We start from the raw sequence: 17,580 nt of genomic DNA on the forward strand, positions 1-17,580 counted from the left end.
GCCTTTCCCCGGGCCGGGTGCCGTGGGCCCGGGGCGTCAGCGGGCTGCGAGCCGCCGCACAGCGGGAGCCTGCTCGCTCCGGCCGGAGTCGGTGGCGTCCAGACAGCGGAAGGCCCACTCCATCCGGGGCTCGACGACGCAGCGGAAGACGCGGCGCACGGGCTGGGTGCACAGCGCCGTCATCATGGCCAGCGCGAGCACGGTGAAGACGGCGCGGCCGAGCGTGGAGTCCGCGCCGGGCAGGCTGTACCAGTCGTACTGCCGGGCCAGGTGGATGGGGTAGACGTGCAGCAGGTAAGCGAAGACCGTGCCCGCGCCGAGCGAGGTGAACCAGGTGGTGCGGCGCGGGGTGAGCGCCAGCAGGGCGGCCGTCATGGCGAGCGCGCAGCCGAAGGTGGCCAGCGTCATGACCGGGCCGACCCAGGCGGGGACGCCCATCTCCGGCGCGGCGTCATGCCGCAGCAGCCAGGTGGAGTTCATGCGCGGCAGCGCCCAGTAGCCGAAGACCAGCGACGCGGCCAGGACGGGTACGGCGGCGACGCGCATCGCGCGGTGCCGCAGCAGCTCGAAGTGTTCCGGGCGCAGCTGGAGGCCGAGGACGAAGAACGGCAGGAACTGCAGCACCCGCATCAGGTCCATCGCACCGCCGATTCCGGGGGTGGCACTGGCCACCATGGCGATGACCAGAGCGACGGGCAGCGGCCAGCGCAGCGCCTTCCAGACCGGGGTGGTCAGCCGCCAGACGAACAGCGCGACGAGAAACCACAGCGCGTAGCTGGGCGTGAACATCGAGAACGCGCGGTCCGGGTTCTCGATCACCCGCATGAACAGGGTGAACGCGATCTCGAACACCACGTAGGGCACGGCGACGCCGGTCACCAGGCGCCGGACCTGCGCCGGACGGCCCGCGAAACCGCGCGAGAGGTAGCCGGAGATCACGATGAACGCCGGCATGTGGAAGGTGTACGTCGCCAGGTAGAGGGCGCCGGCCGTGTCACTGTCGGACACCATCGGCGCCCAGGCGTGTCCGAGGCCCACCAGCAGGATCGTCAGGTACTTGGCGTTATCCAGGAACGGGTCACGCGGCTTGCCACGCCCGGCGTCCCGGCGAGCGGACCCGGACGCGGCGGAGGACGGCGCGGTGGACGGCGGTGCGGTGGGCGTTGCCGTCGGCGTCTCCTCACAGAGGGAAGGAGGGGCCGTCCGGCCGTTACCAGCGTGAGACATTCTCCGCACCCTAAGCCGGAAGCGGGCGGACGCACATCCGTGTCCGCGCGTTGCCTCAGATCGGAAAAGTTCTTCACCTCGTGTCCGTAACGAGACCACACCGTGAGCCGAACACCCCACTCACACCGGAATGCCGGAATCTGTCGCGGACGTCGATACCGGGACGAGCGGGTGGCGGAGAAGTGGAGGCTCCACGTCCGCCAAGGGGGACCGTCGCACCGGAATGTGTTCCTCCGGCACGCCGACGCCGCGTCAGTGGTCTGCTGTCGTCACCCGGTTGGTGGCACGATGGTCGCGATGGAAGCCGCGGAGGGGATGGCGTCGTCAGGTAGCCGCCCTCAGGCCGGTGGCGAGCGTTCCGACCCGAAGGTGTGATCTGTTGTGGCCATTTCGCTGTCAGTGGTGCTGTTGCTCGCGATCGTCCTGGTCGTCATGATCCGTGGCGGTTCCCTCAAAGCGGGTCCCGCGCTCGTCGCCGCGCTGTTCGGATTCTTCCTCGCCTCCAGCGGCATGGCCCCGACGATTCAGAACTTCCTGGACTCCATCGCCGCGTCCCTCAACTCCATCAACCTCTGAACGGCCACCGGCGGCGGAAGTGACCCGTCGCGAGGGACCGGCCGCCACGGGAGCAAGGGGCGGCAAACGACTCCGGCCAGGCGGCGAGAGAACTCGCTGGCCTGGCCGGGGAAACCTGGAGCGGGCGACGGGAATCGAACCCGCGTAGCCAGTTTGGAAGACTGGGGCTCTACCATTGAGCTACGCCCGCGAGCGCCGCGCCGGTTTCACTGATCCGGTGTGCGGCACGCAGTGCATCGTAGTGCATGTACGCTACGTGTCGCACCGGCGGGGTGTGGCGCAGCTTGGTAGCGCGTCCGCTTTGGGAGCGGAAGGTCGTCGGTTCGAATCCGGCCACCCCGACCACGTACGATGAAGACGCGCGTGCCTGTGTCGTGTCCGTGTATTCCGACTTCGCTACGGGGCGCCCCGAGTCCGTGGACGCAACCGTCCGGGGACCGCGTCTGATGGCACACATCGCCAGAGGACGTATATCCGAGCAGTCAGCCCCAAGGAGACCGACCGTGAAGAGCGCCGTTGAGAACCTGAACCCGACCCGGGTTCGGCTCACTGTCGAGGTGCCCTTCGAGGAGCTCAAGCCCAGCCTCGACGCGGCGTACAAGAAGATCAACCAGCAGGTGCAGGTGCCCGGCTTCCGCAAGGGCAAGGTCCCGGCCCGCGTCATCGACCAGCGGTTCGGCCGTGGCGCCGTGCTGGAGGAGGCCGTCAACGACGCGCTGCCGAAGCTGTACCAGAGCGCTGTGGACGAGGGTGAGCTGAACCCGCTCGGCCAGCCTGAGGTGGACATCACCGAGCTGAAGGACAACGAGCTGCTGGCGTTCACCGCCGAGGTCGATGTCCGCCCGCAGATCGAGATCCCGGACTACTCGGGCATCGAGGTCACCGTCGACGCCGTCGAGGTCACCGACGAGGACGTGGACCAGGCCGTCGAGCAGCTGCGCGAGCGCTTCGCCTCCACCGCCCCGGTCGAGCGCGCCGCCGCCGAGGGTGACGTCGTCAAGATCGACCTGGAGGCCCGGGTGGACGGCGAGGTCCTGCCGGACGGCGTGGCCGAGGGCGTCGACTACACCATTGGCTCCGGTGAACTGCTGGAGGGCATCGACGAGGCCGTCACCGGCCTGGAGGCGGGCGGCACCGCCACCTTCACCTCCACCCTCAAGGGCGGCTCCGCCGCTGGCCAGGAGGCTGAGGTCAAGGTGGACGTCCAGAGCGTCTCCGCCCGCGAACTGCCCGAGCTGGACGACGACTTCGCCCAGCTGGCCAGCCAGTTCGACACCATGGCCGAACTGCGCGAGGACAGCCGCAAGCGGCTGGAGCAGAACAAGAAGTACGAGCAGGCCACCGAGGCCCAGCAGAAGGTACTGGACGAGCTGATCGCCCTGGTCGAGGTCCCGGTCCCCGAGAAGCTGCTTGAGGACGAGGTCAACACCCGCAAGCACAACCTCGTCAACCACCAGCTGGGCCAGATGGGCATGGACCTGGCGACGTACCTGCAGATGCAGGACAAGACGGAGGAGAGCTTCGACGCCGAGCTGCGCGAGCAGGCGGAGAAGGGCATCCGTACCCAGTTCGTGCTGGACGAGCTGGTCTCCACGGAGAAGCTGAATGTCAGCCAGGAGGAGCTCACCGAGCACCTGATGCGCCGGGCGCAGTCCTCCGGCATGAGCCCCGACCAGTTCGCGCAGGCGATCGTCGAGGGCGGCCAGGTGCCGATGCTGGTGGGCGAGGTCGCCCGTGGCAAGGCGCTGGCGCTGGTCGTGGAGGCCGTCACCGTCAAGGACAGCAACGGCGAGGTCGTCGAGCTGGAGGACGAGGAAGAGGAGGCGGGTGAGACCGTCGAGGCGGCCGCGTCCGCCGAGGGTGACGCCGCCGGGAGCGGCACCGAGACCGCCGAGGGTGAGCGCAAGAACGACGCCTGACCTCACCCCGCCCCGCCGGGTTGCCGACGGGCCCGTACGCCAGGAGCGTGCGGGCCCGTTCGCGTATGGCGCAACGATCGGGCTGTACCCCTTCCGACCTGCCACAACGCTCCCTGCGCTCACAGCGAACAGGTCCCAGGCCGGGATGGCGGGGCAGGGCCCGCGCGTTAGGGTCCATGTACGAACGCTAGCGACGGCCAAGGGAGCCCATCGCGGCTCAGCCGTCCGGACACGAGCAGGTGGACACGTGACGTTTCCGATGCCTTCCGCCGCCGGCGAGCCCAGCACCTTCGGTGGCGGGCTTGGCGACCAGGTCTATAACCGGCTGCTCAACGAGCGGATCATCTTCCTCGGCCAGGCGGTGGACGACGACATCGCCAACAAGATCACCGCGCAGTTGCTGCTCCTTGCCGCCGACCCGGACAAGGACATCTACCTCTACATCAACAGCCCCGGCGGATCGATCACCGCGGGCATGGCGATCTACGACACCATGCAGTACATCAAGAACGACGTGGTGACGATCGCGATGGGCCTGGCCGCTTCGATGGGCCAGTTCCTGCTCAGCGCCGGCACCCCGGGCAAGCGCTTCGCGCTCCCGAACGCCGAGATCCTGATCCACCAGCCGTCGGCCGGTCTCGCCGGTTCGGCCTCGGACATCAAGATCCACGCCGAGCAGCTGCTGCGGACGAAGAAGAAGATGGCCACACTGTCGGCCCAGCACACGGGGCAGACGGTCGAGCAGTGGAACCGCGACGCGGACCGCGACCGCTGGTTCAGCGCCGAGGAGGCGCGGGACTACGGCCTGCTGGACTCCGTCATCGGTTCGGCCGCCGACATCCCCGGCGGCGGCGGTACGGGCGCCTGAGCCTGGTAGCGGCGTTTGCCGCACCCCCGCAGCCCGCAGCCAGCCTTTCACCAGGAGACACCAGGAACGGTGGTCAGCCCCATGAACAACTTCCCCGGCTCCGGCCTCTACGAGCGCCCTGACATGCGCTTCACCGGGCCCTCACCCGAGTCGCGCTACGTCGTGCCGCGCTTCGTGGAGCGCACTTCGCAGGGCGTGCGCGAGTACGACCCGTACGCGAAGCTCTTCGAGGAGCGGGTGATCTTCCTCGGCGTGCAGATCGACGACGCGTCGGCCAACGACGTCATGGCGCAGCTGCTGTGCCTGGAGTCGATCGACCCGGACCGCGACATCTCGATCTACATCAACTCCCCCGGCGGCTCCTTCACCGCGCTGACGGCGATCTACGACACGATGCAGTTCGTGAAGCCCGATGTGCAGACGGTGTGCATGGGGCAGGCGGCCTCGGCCGCGGCCGTGCTGCTGGCGGCCGGCACGTCCGGCAAGCGCATGGCCCTGCCCAACGCGCGCATCCTGATCCACCAGCCGTACAGCGAGACCGGCCGCGGCCAGGTCTCGGACCTGGAGATCGCCGCGAACGAGATCCAGCGGATGCGCACGCAGTTGGAGGAGATGCTCTCCAAGCACTCCACCAAGCCGATTGACCAGATCCGCGACGACATTGAGCGGGACAAGATCCTCACCGCCGAAGAGGCGCTGGCGTACGGTCTGGTCGACCAGATCGTCTCCACCCGCAAGGGGACGGTCGCGGTCTGAGCCGCGGGCGCTCCCGTGCCCCCCTCGGGTCGTTTCCGGCCGAGGGGGGCCCACGTGAGGGTCCGGGCAAGGTACCTTCGACAGAGCAAGGACCAGGCGCCGCCGGGGCCCCGGCGGTGACAGGCGAAGGGGAAGCACCTCGTGGCACGCATCGGTGATGGCGGCGATCTGCTCAAGTGCTCGTTCTGCGGCAAGAGCCAGAAGCAGGTGAAGAAGCTCATCGCGGGCCCGGGTGTGTACATCTGCGACGAGTGCATCGATCTCTGCAACGAGATCATCGAGGAGGAGCTCGCCGAGTCCTCCGAGGTGCGCTGGGACGAACTGCCCAAGCCGCGCGAGATCTACGAGTTCCTTGAGGGCTACGTCGTCGGGCAGGAGGCCGCCAAGAAGGCGCTCTCGGTGGCCGTCTACAACCACTACAAGCGGGTGCAGGCCGGGGAGAACGGCGGCCCGCAGAGCAAGGACGACGGCATCGAGCTGGCCAAGTCCAACATCTTGCTGCTCGGCCCGACCGGCTCGGGCAAGACACTGCTGGCCCAGACGCTCGCCCGCATGCTGAACGTCCCGTTCGCGCTGGCCGACGCCACCGCGCTGACCGAGGCCGGGTACGTCGGTGAGGACGTCGAGAACATCCTGCTGAAGCTGATCCAGGCGGCCGACTACGACGTCCGCAAGGCCGAGACCGGGATCATCTACATCGACGAGATCGACAAGGTCGCGCGCAAGAGCGAGAACCCGTCGATCACCCGGGACGTCTCCGGCGAGGGCGTGCAGCAGGCGCTGCTGAAGATCCTGGAAGGCACGACGGCCTCGGTGCCCCCGCAGGGCGGACGCAAGCACCCGCACCAGGAGTTCATCCAGATCGACACGACGAACGTGCTGTTCATCGTGGGCGGTGCCTTCGCCGGTCTGGAGAAGATCATCGAGTCCCGGGCCGGGGCGAAGGGCATCGGTTTCGGCGCGACGATCCGCTCCAAGCGCGAGCTGGCGGACGCCAACCACTTCGAGGAGGTCATGCCGGAAGACCTGGTGAAGTTCGGGATGATCCCGGAGTTCATCGGCCGTCTGCCGGTCCTCACCTCGGTGCACAACCTGGACCGCGAGGCACTGCTGCAGATCCTCGTGGAACCGCGCAACGCGCTGATCAAGCAGTACCAGCGGCTGTTCGAACTCGACGGCGTGGAACTGGACTTCGACCGGCCCGCGCTGGAGGCCATCGCCGACCAGGCCATTTTGCGCGGCACCGGGGCGCGCGGCCTGCGGGCCATCATGGAGGAGGTACTGATGTCGGTGATGTACGAGGTGCCCTCCCGTAAGGACGTCGCCCGGGTGGTCATCACCGCCGACGTCGTTCACTCCAACGTCAACCCGACGCTGGTGCCGCGCTCGCGCGGCACCGAGGCGGGGCCGCAGGAGAAGTCAGCGTAACGGCCACTGCCGTGCCCAAAGGGGCCTGGCCCGACGCGCTGTGCGTCGGGCCAGGCCCCTTTGCATCACCTCCGGCGCGCGTCACTCGGCCGGGACGCGGGCGTCCTTGCGCAGGTCGGCGGTGAACTGGGCGCCCTCCTCCAGGCTGACCTCGGCGCCGGTGGGCGAGATCATCATGACCGCCCCGACCGTGCTGCGGTCGGCCCAGAAGCACATCGGTGCCTCCAGCGTCTTGCCCTCCTCGGTGCCCCGCAGGGTCTGGCACTTCATGACAGCGCCCTCGAAGCCCTCCGGGGACACCGTCTTCGGGTCACCGACCAATTCGCTGTCGTCGTCAGCGTTCTTCTCGTGGTTGGCCCGCATGGCCGCGAAGAACTTGTCCACAGCCCCTTCCGGGTCCTCGACAGCTCCGTAGGAGCCGCCGAACCACGCCAGCTTCATGCTCGCCAGCGAGGTCAGATCAGGGTCCTCGGTATCGACGTTGGCATAGCCGCCATCGACGTCCTCCGCGTCCTCGACCCCCAGGGAGTCCATCGTCTGCTGGAAGTCGTCGTCGGCAGTGGGGCTGCCGTTATCGCTGGCGCTCTCGTCGAGGGAGAACTCCCCCACCTGCTTCGGCGGCACCAGCTTGTGCGGGCCGTCGTCGGCGATGTCGGAGCCGGAGCCGCCCAGCAGCAGCACGCCGGCGACGATCGCGCCGACGACGGTGACGGCGCCGACGGACAGGCCGATGATCTTGCCCTTGCCGCCCTTGCCGGGCGGGGGCGGCGCCGCGTAACCCCCGGGGTGCTGCGGCATACCGTAGGGCGGCTGGCCGGGGGCGGCGCCGGGCTGTCCCGGGTAGCCGTAGCCGGGCGGTGGCTGCTGCGGGTAGCCGGGCTGAGCCGGTGGCTGCTGCGGGTAGCCGGGCTGGGCCGGGGGCTGCTGCGGGTAGCCGGGCTGAGCGGGGGGCTGTCCCGGGTAGCCGTAGCCAGGCTGGCCGGGCGGCTGCGGGGGCGCGCCATACGGTCCGGGCTGCGGCGGTTGCTGCCCGTACGGCCCCTGTGGCGGCGGCTGCTGGTGGCTCATAACGTTCCCTCCCTGGAGCATGCGCGACGCATGCGCTGACGCGGTCCGTACATCCTGTCGGACGTCCCCGCGCAGGACCGAACCGGTCCCCAAACCGGTTCGAGACCATGACATGGCCCGCCGTACACTGACCCGCGTGACCGACTCTCAGCACCGCCCCCGGGCTCCGCACAGCGCACCTGCCGACCTGCCGACCCAGTACGCGCCGGCCGAGGTAGAGGGACCGCTGTACGAGCGCTGGGTAGAGCGCGGTTACTTCGAGGCGGACGCGAAGAGCGACAAGCCGCCGTACGCGATCGTCATCCCGCCGCCGAACGTCACCGGCAGCCTGCACCTGGGCCACGCCTTCGAGCACACGCTGATCGACGCGCTCACGCGCCGCAAGCGGATGCAGGGCTTCGAGGCGCTGTGGCAGCCGGGCATGGACCACGCGGGCATCGCCACCCAGAACGTCGTCGAGCGGGAGCTGGCCAAGGAGGGCAAGTCCCGGCACGATCTGGGCCGCGAGGCGTTCACCGAACGGGTGTGGCAGTGGAAGGCGGAGTCCGGGGGGCAGATCTCCGGGCAGATGCGCCGCCTGGGCGACGGCGTCGCGTGGTCGCGGGAGCGGTTCACCATGGACGAGGGCCTCTCGCGCGCCGTCCAGACGATCTTCAAGCGGCTCTACGACGACGAGCTGATCTACCGCGCCGAGCGCATCATCAACTGGTGCCCGCGCTGTCTGACGGCGATCTCGGACATCGAGGTGGAGTACGCCGAGCAGGACGGCGAGCTGGTCTCGCTGAAGTACGGCGAGGGTGCGGACACCGTCGTCGTCGCCACCACGCGCGCGGAGACGATGCTCGGGGACACGGCCGTCGCCGTCCACCCCGACGACGAGCGCTACCGCCACCTGATCGGGCGGACGGTCAAGCTGCCGCTGACCGACCGTTCCATCCCGGTCGTCGCCGACGCGCACGTGGACCCGGAGTTCGGCACCGGCGCCGTCAAGGTGACGCCCGCGCACGACCCGAACGACTTCGAGATCGGCCAGCGGCACGGCCTGCCGAGCCTGACGGTGATGGACGAGCACGCCGTCATCACCGCGCACGGCCCGTTCCAGGGCCTGGACCGGCTGGAGGCGCGCTCGGCGATCGTCGCCGCGCTGCGTGCCGAGGGCCGGATCGTCGCGGAGCGGCGGCCCTACCCGCACTCGGTCGGGCACTGCTCGCGCTGCAAGACGACGATCGAGCCGCGGCTGTCGATGCAGTGGTGGGTCAGGGTCGGTCCGCTGGCGCAGGCAGCCGGTGACGCCGTGCGCAGTGGCGAGGTGACGATCCATCCGCAGGAGATGGAGTCCCGCTACTTCGGCTGGGTGGACCACCTGCACGACTGGTGCATCTCGCGGCAGTTGTGGTGGGGCCACCGCATCCCGGTCTGGTACGGGCCGAACGGCGAGACCGTGTGCGTCGGCCCGGACGAGGAGCCGCCGGCGGGTGAGGGGTGGCATCAGGAGACCGACGTCCTGGACACCTGGTTCTCCTCGGGCCTGTGGCCGTTCTCGACGCTCGGCTGGCCACAGCGCACCGAGAGCCTGGCGAAGTTCTATCCGAACGCGGTACTGGTCACCGGCTACGACATCCTGTTCTTCTGGGTCGCCCGGATGATGATGTTCGGCCTGTACGCCATGGACGGCACGCCGCCGTTCCGCACGATCGCGCTGCACGGCATGGTGCGCGACCAGTTCGGCAAGAAGATGTCGAAGTCCTTCGGCAACGCCGTCAACCCGCTGGACTGGATGGACGCCTACGGGTCGGACGCGCTGCGTTTCACCCTCGCGCGCGGTGCCAACCCCGGCGTTGACGTGCCGATCGGTGAGGACTGGGTCCAGGCGTCGCGGAACTTCTGCAACAAGGTCTGGAACGCGACCCGGTTCGCGCTGATGAACGGCGCGACCGTCCAGGGTCCGCTGCCCCAGGCGTCCGAGCTGTCAGCCGCGGACCGCTGGATTCTCTCCCGGCTGAACACCGTCGTCGCGCAGACCGACGCGTACTACGAGGACTACCAGTTCGCCAAGCTCTCCGACGCGCTGTACCACTTCGCGTGGGACGAGGTGTTCGACTGGTACGTCGAGCTGTCGAAGACGACGTTCGCCGCCGGTGGCCGCCCCGCCGAGGTCGCCGGGCGTGTCCTGGGCGAGGTGCTGGACGTCATGCTGCGGCTGCTGCACCCCGTCATCCCGTTCGTCACCGAGACCCTGTGGACGACGCTGACCGGCGGCGAGTCGCTGGTGATCACGCGGTGGCCCGCCGACAGCGGCTTTAGGGACGCGGCGGCCGAGCAGGAGATCGCCACACTCCAGCAGGCGGTCACCGAGGTGCGCCGGTTCCGTGCCGACCAGGGTCTACAGCCCGGCCAGCGGGTGCCCGCCCAGCTGGAGCTGGCCGGGACGCCGCTGGCCGCGCACGAGGAGGCGTTCCGCGCGCTGCTGCGCCTGGAGCCCGCGGGCGAGGCGTTCGCCGCTACCGCGTCGCTGCCGGTGGCCGGGGCGAAGGTCGCGCTCGACCTGTCCGGCGTGATCGACTTCGCGGCCGAGCACCGGCGGCTGACGAAGGACCTTCAGGCGTCCCGCAAGGAGCTGACGCAGACCACGGCCAAGCTCGGCAACGAGGCGTTCCTGGCCAAGGCGCCGGACCACGTGGTGGAGAAGATCCGCGCCCGGAAGGCCACGGCGGAGGCGGACATCGCCCGCATCGAAGCCCAGCTGGAGAACCTGCCGCAGGGCTGACCCCCGTCCCCGCCCAGCGGCCCCGCACCGGCTCGTATCCGACTCGGTGCGGGGCCGCCTGGCGTGCGCCGGACGCCTCGGCCCGCAGCCGGGAGCCGCGCACCCGCACCCGCCGCGCGGGCTCCGGTGAGCCCGCGCGGCGGGTGCGCCGTGGTGGCCGTCAGTCGCGGCGGTCGAGCAGGCGCCAGGCGGTGGGCAGGGCACCCATGGCGAGCGCGGCCTTGAGCGCGTCGCCGAGGAGGAACGGCACCAGCCCGGCGGCCACCGCCGCACCCAGGCTCATCCCGGTGGCCAGCGCGAGGTAGGGCACCCCGACGGCGTAGATGATCGCGGTCCCGGCGGCCATGGTGCCCGCCGTCCGCAGCGCCCCGCGGTCGCCGCCGCGCCGGGCCAGCGCCCCGACCACCACGGCGGCGAGCAGCATGCCGAGCACGTAGCCGAAGGACGGCATGCCCGCGCCGTGTGTCCCCTGGGCGAACCACGGCACGCCCGCCACACCGGCGACGGTGTACAGCCCGAGCGAGAGCAGGGCCCGCCGCGCGCCGAGCCCGGCGCCGACCAGCAGCGCGGCGAAGGTCTGCCCGGTGACCGGTACCGGGGAGCCGGGCACGGGCACGGCGAGCTGGGCGGCGAGGCCGGTGAGCGCGGCACCGCCGACGACCAGGGCCGCGTCCCGGACCCGGGCGCGGGCGGCGGTGGCGGCGGGCAGCACGTCGGCGAGGACGGCGCCCGGACGGAGGCTGACTGCGGCGGTGCTCATTCGGATTACTCCGCTCGGGTGAGGGGGTGGGACAACGGGTTGACGCTATCCGACCGAGGTGGCCGCATGCCGTGACGTTGACGACAACCGCCTGCCGGTACAGTTATCCGGTTCGGCCACGACCTGGCGCACCGCGTCGGCGTCCGGATAGCGCGATGGTGATCTGCGCCATTGAAGCGTTGTGAGCCCTGCCTCACACTGGCCCACGGCCGGGTGGAACAGCTGGGTTCGCACCCCGTTCACCGTGCCTCCCCCTCTCCTCCCCCCTCCCTTGGACTCCCATGGCTTCCTCCCCCACCACCGAGGCGTCCCCCGCCACGGCGTCCAGCGCTCCCCCCGAGGGCTCCGGCGGCACGCTGACGCACGGCCTCAAGCAGCGCCACCTGTCGATGATCGCGCTCGGTGGCGTCATCGGCGCCGGGCTGTTCGTCGGCTCCGGTGCGGGCATCGCCGCCGCGGGACCCGCGATCGTCCTCGCCTTCGCCGCCTCCGGGCTGCTGGTCATGCTGGTGATGCGCATGCTCGGCGAGATGTCGGCGGCGCACCCGGCCTCCGGTTCGTTCTCCGTGCACGCCGAGCGGGCGATCGGCCCCTGGGCGGGCTTCGCCGCGGGGTGGATCTTCTGGGTGCTGCTGTGCGTCGCCGTCGCGGCCGAGGCCATCGGGGCGGCGAAGATCATGACGGGGTGGCTGCCCGGCACCGGGCAGTGGATGTGGGTGGCGCTGTTCATGGCCGTCTTCTGCGGCACGAACCTCGCCTCCGTGCGGAACTTCGGTGAGTACGAGTTCTGGTTCGCCGCGCTGAAGGTCTTCGCGATCGTCGCGTTCCTCGTGCTGGGCCTGCTGGCCATCTTCGGCGTGCTGCCGGGCACGGACGCGCCCGGCATGTCCCACCTGACCGGCAACGGCGGCTTTCTGCCGACGGGCACCGAGGGCCTGATCGTCGGCCTGCTGGCGTCGGTGTTCGCCTACGGCGGCCTGGAGACGGTGACGATCGCGGCGGCCGAGTCCAAGGACCCGGTGCGCGGTGTCGCCAAGGCGGTGCGCACCGCGATGTGGCGCATCGCGGTGTTCTACGTCGGCTCGATGGCGGTGATCGTCACGCTGATCCCGTGGGACGACCCGTCGCTGGGAAGCGGCCCGTACGCGGCCGTGCTGGACCACATCGGCGTCCCGGCGGCGGCCGAGGTGATGAACGTCGTGGTGCTGGTGGCCCTGTTGTCCGCGATGAACGCCAACATCTACGGCGCCTCGCGCATGGCCTACTCGCTGGTGCGGCGCGGCGAGGGCCCGGCGGCGCTGGGCAAGGTCTCCGGCGGCGTGCCGCGCCGCGCGGTGGTCGCCTCGTCCTGCTTCGGCTTCGTCGCGGTGCTGCTCAGCTTCGTGTGGCCGGACACCGTGTTCTTCTGGCTGCTGAACATGGTCGGCGCGGCGGTACTCGTGGTGTGGGGTTTCATCGCCGCGTCCCAGCTGCTCACCCGCCGCAGGCTGGAGCGCGAGGCGCCCGAGAAGCTGGTCGTGCGCATGTGGGGCTTCCCAGTGCTGACCTGGCTGGCCATCGCCGCCATCGCCGTCATCCTGGTGCTCATGCTCCGCGACGACGCGACCCGCAAGCAGCTGTTCGCCACCGGCGGCCTCACGCTGGCCCTCGCGCTCATCGGCCTGCTGCGGCAGCGGCTGGCGGCTGCCCGGCGCTGAGCCGACAACCGGCGCCCTGGCACTGCTCCGCGCGCTGCTCCGCCCGAGGGGGCGGCTCCCGTAATGGTCACGGGAGCCGCCCCCTCGGCGCGTCCGGGCGGATCACGGCGATCTTGTTGCTGGTAGCTTCTTCTTGCAATACATTTGCAACAACGGCTGGAGGGGAATACGCACCATGACCACGCTGTACACGCTGCCGGAGCTCCCGTACGACTACTCCGCGCTGGAGCCCGTCATCAGCGGCGAGATCATCGAGCTGCACCACGACAAGCACCACGCCGCGTACGTGAAGGGGGCCAACGACACCCTGGAACAGCTCGCCGAGGCACGGGACAAAGAGCAGTGGGGCGGCATCAACGGCCTGGAGAAGAGCCTGGCCTTCCACCTCTCCGGCCACATCCTGCACTCCATCTACTGGCAGAACATGACCGGTGACGGCGGTGGCGAGCCGCTGGAGAAGGACGGCACCGGCGAGCTGGCCGACGCCATCGCGGAGTCCTTCGGCTCCTTCTCCCGGTTCAAGGCCCAGCTGTCGAAGGCCGCCGCCACCACCCAGGGCTCCGGCTGGGGTGTGCTGGCCTACGAGCCGGTCACCGGGCGGCTCATCGTGGAGCAGGTCTACGACCACCAGGGCAACGTGGGCCAGGGCTCGGTACCGGTCCTGGTCTTCGACGCCTGGGAGCACGCGTTCTACCTGCAGTACCGCAACCAGAAGGTGGACTTCGTCGAGGCGATGTGGGGCGTCGTCAACTGGCAGGACGTCGCCAAGCGGTACACGGCCGCGAAGGAGCGCGCGCACAACCTGCTGCTGGCACCCTGACGCCGCCCGCACGAAACTCCTGCCTCGTGATCGTCTTCTCACCCTTCACGGAGGCAGGCGGAAAAAGGAGGCCCCGCCGCGCGGACGTGACGCGCGGCGGGGCCTTCCGCTGAGCCGGGGAATTTTCCGCTGGCCCGGACCGGGGCCGGCTCGCTGGTGGAACCTCAGTCGAAGACGGGTCCCACGTCGCGGGTGCGCTTGATCTCGTAGAAGCCCGGGGTGGAGGCCACCAAAAGGGTGCCGTCCCACAGCTTGCCGGCGGCCTCACCCTTCGGGGCCGGGGTGACGACGGGGCCGAAGAAGCCCAGCGGCTGCCCGTCAGCACCCGGGACGGCGATCACCGGGGTGCCGACGTCCTGGCCCACCAGGCCGATGCCCTCAGCGTGCGACGCGCGCAACGCCTCGTCGTACTCGGTGCTCTCCATGACGCCCGCCAGCTCCGGTTCCAGCCCGGCGTCGGTCAGCGCGGCGGCGATCGTCTCGGCGTTCCGCTCCTCGCCGCGCACGTGGAAGCGCGTGCCGAGCGCGGTGTAGAGGCGGCCGAGCACTTCGGGGCCGTACTTCTGCGCGGCGGCGACGCACACGCGTACCGGTCCCCACCCTGTGCGCAGCAGCTCCCGGTACTGCTGGGGCAGTTCGTCCAGCTTGTTCTCGTTCAGCACGGCCAGGCTCATCACATGCCAGCGCACCTCGACCGGCCGTACCTGCTCCACCTCCAGCATCCAGCGGGAGGTCAGCCACGCCCACGGACACAGCGGGTCGAACCAGAAGTCTGCGGTGGTCTTCTCGGACACGTTCACTTCCTCACTCGAAAGGCCGGACCAGTCCTGACGCCTAACGCGCCGGGCGCGCGCGGCATTCCCACCCCCGCGCGGCATCCCCACCGCCCCGCCCAGCCTTTCCCACCGCCCCGCCCAGCCTTTCCCACCGCCCCGCCCGGCCTTCCCCGCCGCTCTCCGCCCACCCTGCCCACGCGGCGGCGCCCATGGCATGCTGACCCCGGTTGTTCGATATGCGAGACGCGCGTGACGAAGGAGTCGGCCCCGTGCCCGGAGAGAACCTGACCCGCGAGGAGGCCCGCGAGCGGGCAAGGCTGCTCACCGTGGACGGCTACGACATCGCGCTCGACCTGCGCTCGGCCGTAGGCCCCGCCCCCGCCGACGGCGTCCGGACGTTCCGCTCGACGACGACGATCCGCTTCCGCTGCGCCGAGCCCGGCGCGTCCACCTTCGTGGACCTGCTCGCCCCGCACGTGCACTCGGCCACCCTGAACGGCGACGCTCTGCCCGTGGACCGCGTCTTCGACGGCTCCCGGCTGCGCCTCGGCCCGCTGCGGGCGCAGAACGAGCTGGTCGTGGACGCCGCCTGCGCCTACAGCCGCACCGGTGAGGGACTGCACCACTTCGTGGACCCGGAGGACGGCGAGACCTACCTCTACACCCAGTACGAGCCCGCTGACGCGCGCCGGGTCTTCGCGAACTTCGAGCAGCCCGACCTCAAGGCGCGCTTCGACCTCACCGTCACCGCACCGGCGCGGTGGACGGTGCTCGGCAACGGCGCCCGCCTCGGCGACCCGGAGCCGCACGCGGACGGCTCGGCCACCTGGCGCTTCGCCCGCACCGAGCCCATCTCCACCTACATCACGGCCGTGGTGGCCGGCCCCTACCACCACGTCACCGACACCTACCGGCGCGAACTGCCCGGCGGCCAGACCCTGGAGATTCCGCTCGGCGCCCTGTGCCGGCGCGGACTGGCCCAGCACTTCGACGCCGATGACATCTTCCGCGTCACCAAACAGGGCCTGGACTTCTTCCACGAGCACTTCGACTACCCGTACCCGTTCGGCAAGTACGACCAGGCGTTCGTCCCCGAGTACAACCTCGGCGCGATGGAGAACCCCGGCTGCGTGACGTTCCGCGAGGAGTTCGTCTTCCGGGGCAAGGTGACGCAGGCGTCCTACGAGGGCCGGGCCAACGTCATCCTGCACGAGATGGCGCACATGTGGTTCGGCGACCTGGTGACGATGGAGTGGTGGGACGACCTGTGGCTCAAGGAGTCGTTCGCCGACTTCATGGGCAGCTTCGCGCAGGTGGAGGCCACCCGCTTCACCGGCGGCTGGATCACCTTCGCCAACCGGCGCAAGGCGTGGGCCTACCGGCAGGACCAGCTGCCCACCACACACCCGGTCACCGCCGACATCGGTGACCTTGAGGACGCCAAGCTCAACTTCGACGGCATCACCTACGCCAAGGGCGCCTCGGTGCTCAAGCAGCTCGTCGCCTACGCGGGCCGGGACGCGTTCCTGGAGGGCGCGCGCCGCTACTTCAAGCGGCACGCCTGGGGCAACACCCGCCTGGCGGACCTGCTGGCGGTGCTGTCGGAGACGTCGGGCCGCGACATGGGCGAGTGGGCGCGCGCCTGGCTGCAGACGGCGGGCGTCAACACGCTGACGCCCGAGGTGCGCTACGACGGTGCCGGGCGCATCGCCGAGCTGGCGGTGCTCCAGGAGGCGCCGGACGCGCACCCGGTGCTGCGCCCGCACCGGGTGGCCGTCGGCCTGTACCGGCGGGCGGAGGAGGGCGCGCCGCTCACCCGCTACGCCCGCGCCGAGCTGGACGTCGCCGGTGCGCGCACCGTCGTCACCGAGCTGGCCGGGGCCGGGCGCCCGGAGCTGATTCTCGTCAACGACGACGACCTCACCTACGGCAAGACCCGGCTGGACGCCGACTCGCTGGCCACCCTGCGCGAGCACCTGAGCGCGGTGGCCGACCCGCTGGCGCGCGCGCTGTGCTGGTCCGCGCTGTGGAACCTCACCCGCGACGGCCTGCTGCCCGCCCGCGAGTTCCTGCGCACGGTGTTGCGGCACGCTGGCAGCGAGTCCGATGTCGGCGTCCTGCAGATGGTGCACGCCTGGGCGCACTCCGCGCTCGACCACTACGCCGCCCCCCAGTGGCGGGCCGAGGGCGGGCGGGAGCTGGCCGAGGGGGCGCTCGCCCAGCTGCACCAGGCCGAGCCGGGCAGCGGCCACCAGCTGACCTGGGTCCGCTTCTTCGCCGCCACGGCCGACAGCGAGAAGGATCTGCGGCTGCTGGAGGAGCTGCTGACCGGGGCCGCCCGCGTGGACGGGCTGGAGATCGACCAAGAGCTGCGCTGGACGCTGCTGGCGCAGCTCGCGGCGCAGGGCCGGGCCGGGGAACGGGAGCTGGCCGCCGAGCTGGAGCGGGACGACACCGCCTCGGGCAAGCGGCACCAGGTGCGCGCTCTGGCGGCCCGTCCGTCGGCCACGGTCAAGGAGCAGGCGTGGCGGGACGTGGTGGAGTCCGACCGACTGTCCAACGCGCTCGTCGTCGCCACGATCGCGGGCTTCGCGCAGCCGGGTCAGCGGGAGCTGCTTCAGCCGTATCTGACGCGGTACTTCGCAGCGATCGAGCGGGTGTGGGAAGAGCGGTCCATCGAGATCGGCATGTCCGTGGTGCGCGGGCTGTTCCCGGCGCTGCTGAGCAGCCACGAGACGCTGGAGGCGACGGACGCGTGGCTGTCGGCCTCGGCGTCCACGGCGCCGCCGGCGCTGCGGCGGCTGGTGCTCGAAGCCCGCGACGACCTGGCCCGGGCGCTGGCAGGCCAGGTCTGCGACACGGCGGCGGGCCGGGCGGGGTAGGGCGCGCGGCGAGGGGCGGGCGGCGAGGGCGGGCGG

At 70.5% G+C, this 17,580-nt stretch carries 13 protein-coding genes and 2 tRNA genes; 10 read left to right on the plus strand and 5 right to left on the minus strand.

Annotation, left to right across the window (positions count from 1 at the left end; translation table 11 throughout):
- Positions 1–36: 36 nt before the first annotated feature.
- Positions 37–1,227, minus strand: coding sequence for an acyltransferase family protein (locus JJV70_RS03065; protein ID WP_219046062.1), 1,191 nt, complete (start codon positions 1,225–1,227; stop codon positions 37–39).
- Positions 1,228–1,608: 381 nt separating this feature from the next.
- Between JJV70_RS03065 and JJV70_RS03070 the strand changes: the two genes are divergently transcribed.
- On the plus strand, positions 1,609–1,803 hold the full coding sequence (locus JJV70_RS03070; protein WP_219046063.1) for a hypothetical protein: 195 nt from the start codon (positions 1,609–1,611) through the stop codon (positions 1,801–1,803).
- A gap of 116 nt (positions 1,804–1,919) precedes the next feature.
- Here JJV70_RS03070 and JJV70_RS03075 read toward each other — a convergent pair.
- Positions 1,920–1,993, minus strand: a tRNA-Gly gene (locus tag JJV70_RS03075).
- 78 nt (positions 1,994–2,071) lie between these two features.
- Between JJV70_RS03075 and JJV70_RS03080 the strand changes: the two genes are divergently transcribed.
- The 5 genes from JJV70_RS03080 to clpX all read left to right on the plus strand — a co-directional run bounded on the left by JJV70_RS03080 (position 2,072) and on the right by clpX (position 6,774).
- A tRNA-Pro gene (locus tag JJV70_RS03080) sits at positions 2,072–2,148 on the plus strand.
- Positions 2,149–2,306: 158 nt separating this feature from the next.
- Entirely contained in the window at positions 2,307–3,722 is a 1,416-nt protein-coding gene (gene tig, locus JJV70_RS03085; protein ID WP_219046064.1) for a trigger factor, read from the plus strand.
- A 259-nt stretch (positions 3,723–3,981) separates the two neighbouring features.
- Complete coding sequence (locus JJV70_RS03090) at positions 3,982–4,590, plus strand: ATP-dependent Clp protease proteolytic subunit (RefSeq protein ID WP_219046177.1); 609 nt, start codon at positions 3,982–3,984, stop codon at positions 4,588–4,590.
- Positions 4,591–4,671: 81 nt separating this feature from the next.
- The gene (locus tag JJV70_RS03095; protein WP_219046066.1) at positions 4,672–5,346 is read left to right on the plus strand and encodes an ATP-dependent Clp protease proteolytic subunit; all 675 of its coding nucleotides are present in this window, start codon (positions 4,672–4,674) and stop codon (positions 5,344–5,346) included.
- 141 nt (positions 5,347–5,487) lie between these two features.
- Positions 5,488–6,774, plus strand: a complete 1,287-nt coding sequence (gene clpX / locus JJV70_RS03100; RefSeq protein WP_219046068.1) for an ATP-dependent Clp protease ATP-binding subunit ClpX — start codon at positions 5,488–5,490, stop codon at positions 6,772–6,774.
- Between the two features lie 81 nt (positions 6,775–6,855).
- Here the strand turns inward: clpX and JJV70_RS03105 are convergent, their stop codons facing one another.
- A complete protein-coding gene (locus JJV70_RS03105; protein WP_219046070.1) occupies positions 6,856–7,842 on the minus strand; it encodes a hypothetical protein in 987 nt (328 codons plus the stop codon).
- A gap of 136 nt (positions 7,843–7,978) precedes the next feature.
- On the opposite strand from JJV70_RS03105, the gene JJV70_RS03110 reads away from it, so the two are divergent.
- The gene (locus tag JJV70_RS03110; RefSeq protein ID WP_374227238.1) at positions 7,979–10,609 is read left to right on the plus strand and encodes a valine--tRNA ligase; all 2,631 of its coding nucleotides are present in this window, start codon (positions 7,979–7,981) and stop codon (positions 10,607–10,609) included.
- A 160-nt stretch (positions 10,610–10,769) separates the two neighbouring features.
- Here JJV70_RS03110 and JJV70_RS03115 read toward each other — a convergent pair whose 3' ends face one another.
- A complete protein-coding gene (locus tag JJV70_RS03115; RefSeq protein ID WP_219046074.1) occupies positions 10,770–11,369 on the minus strand; it encodes a biotin transporter BioY in 600 nt (199 codons plus the stop codon).
- A gap of 281 nt (positions 11,370–11,650) precedes the next feature.
- Between JJV70_RS03115 and JJV70_RS03120 the strand changes: the two genes are divergently transcribed.
- Positions 11,651–13,066 (plus strand): amino acid permease, encoded by a 1,416-nt coding sequence (locus tag JJV70_RS03120; protein WP_219046076.1) that lies wholly within the window; start codon positions 11,651–11,653, stop codon positions 13,064–13,066.
- Between the two features lie 175 nt (positions 13,067–13,241).
- Entirely contained in the window at positions 13,242–13,886 is a 645-nt protein-coding gene (locus JJV70_RS03125; protein ID WP_219046078.1) for a superoxide dismutase, read from the plus strand.
- A 164-nt stretch (positions 13,887–14,050) separates the two neighbouring features.
- Here the strand turns inward: JJV70_RS03125 and JJV70_RS03130 are convergent, their stop codons facing one another.
- The gene (locus tag JJV70_RS03130; protein ID WP_374227239.1) at positions 14,051–14,680 is read right to left on the minus strand and encodes a disulfide bond formation protein DsbA; all 630 of its coding nucleotides are present in this window, start codon (positions 14,678–14,680) and stop codon (positions 14,051–14,053) included.
- Between the two features lie 251 nt (positions 14,681–14,931).
- Between JJV70_RS03130 and pepN the strand changes: the two genes are divergently transcribed.
- Entirely contained in the window at positions 14,932–17,544 is a 2,613-nt protein-coding gene (pepN, locus tag JJV70_RS03135) for an aminopeptidase N (protein WP_219046081.1), read from the plus strand.
- The last annotated feature ends 36 nt before the right edge of the window (positions 17,545–17,580 follow it).

Origin of the sequence: Streptomyces sp. JJ66 (genome assembly GCF_019303495.1) — a bacterium.
In the GTDB taxonomy this organism is placed as follows: Bacteria; Actinomycetota; Actinomycetes; order Streptomycetales; family Streptomycetaceae; genus Streptomyces.

Coding starts and splice junctions, on each gene's coding strand:
- JJV70_RS03090 (WP_219046177.1), top strand. CDS start 3,982: ATGCCTTCCGCCGCCGGCGAGCCCAGCACCTTCGGTGGCGGGCTTGGC.
- JJV70_RS03095 (WP_219046066.1), top strand. CDS start 4,672: ATGAACAACTTCCCCGGCTCCGGCCTCTACGAGCGCCCTGACATGCGC.
- JJV70_RS03125 (WP_219046078.1), top strand. CDS start 13,242: ATGACCACGCTGTACACGCTGCCGGAGCTCCCGTACGACTACTCCGCG.
- JJV70_RS03065 (WP_219046062.1), bottom strand. CDS start 1,227: ATGTCTCACGCTGGTAACGGCCGGACGGCCCCTCCTTCCCTCTGTGAG.
- JJV70_RS03115 (WP_219046074.1), bottom strand. CDS start 11,369: ATGAGCACCGCCGCAGTCAGCCTCCGTCCGGGCGCCGTCCTCGCCGAC.
- JJV70_RS03120 (WP_219046076.1), top strand. CDS start 11,651: ATGGCTTCCTCCCCCACCACCGAGGCGTCCCCCGCCACGGCGTCCAGC.
- JJV70_RS03105 (WP_219046070.1), bottom strand. CDS start 7,842: ATGAGCCACCAGCAGCCGCCGCCACAGGGGCCGTACGGGCAGCAACCG.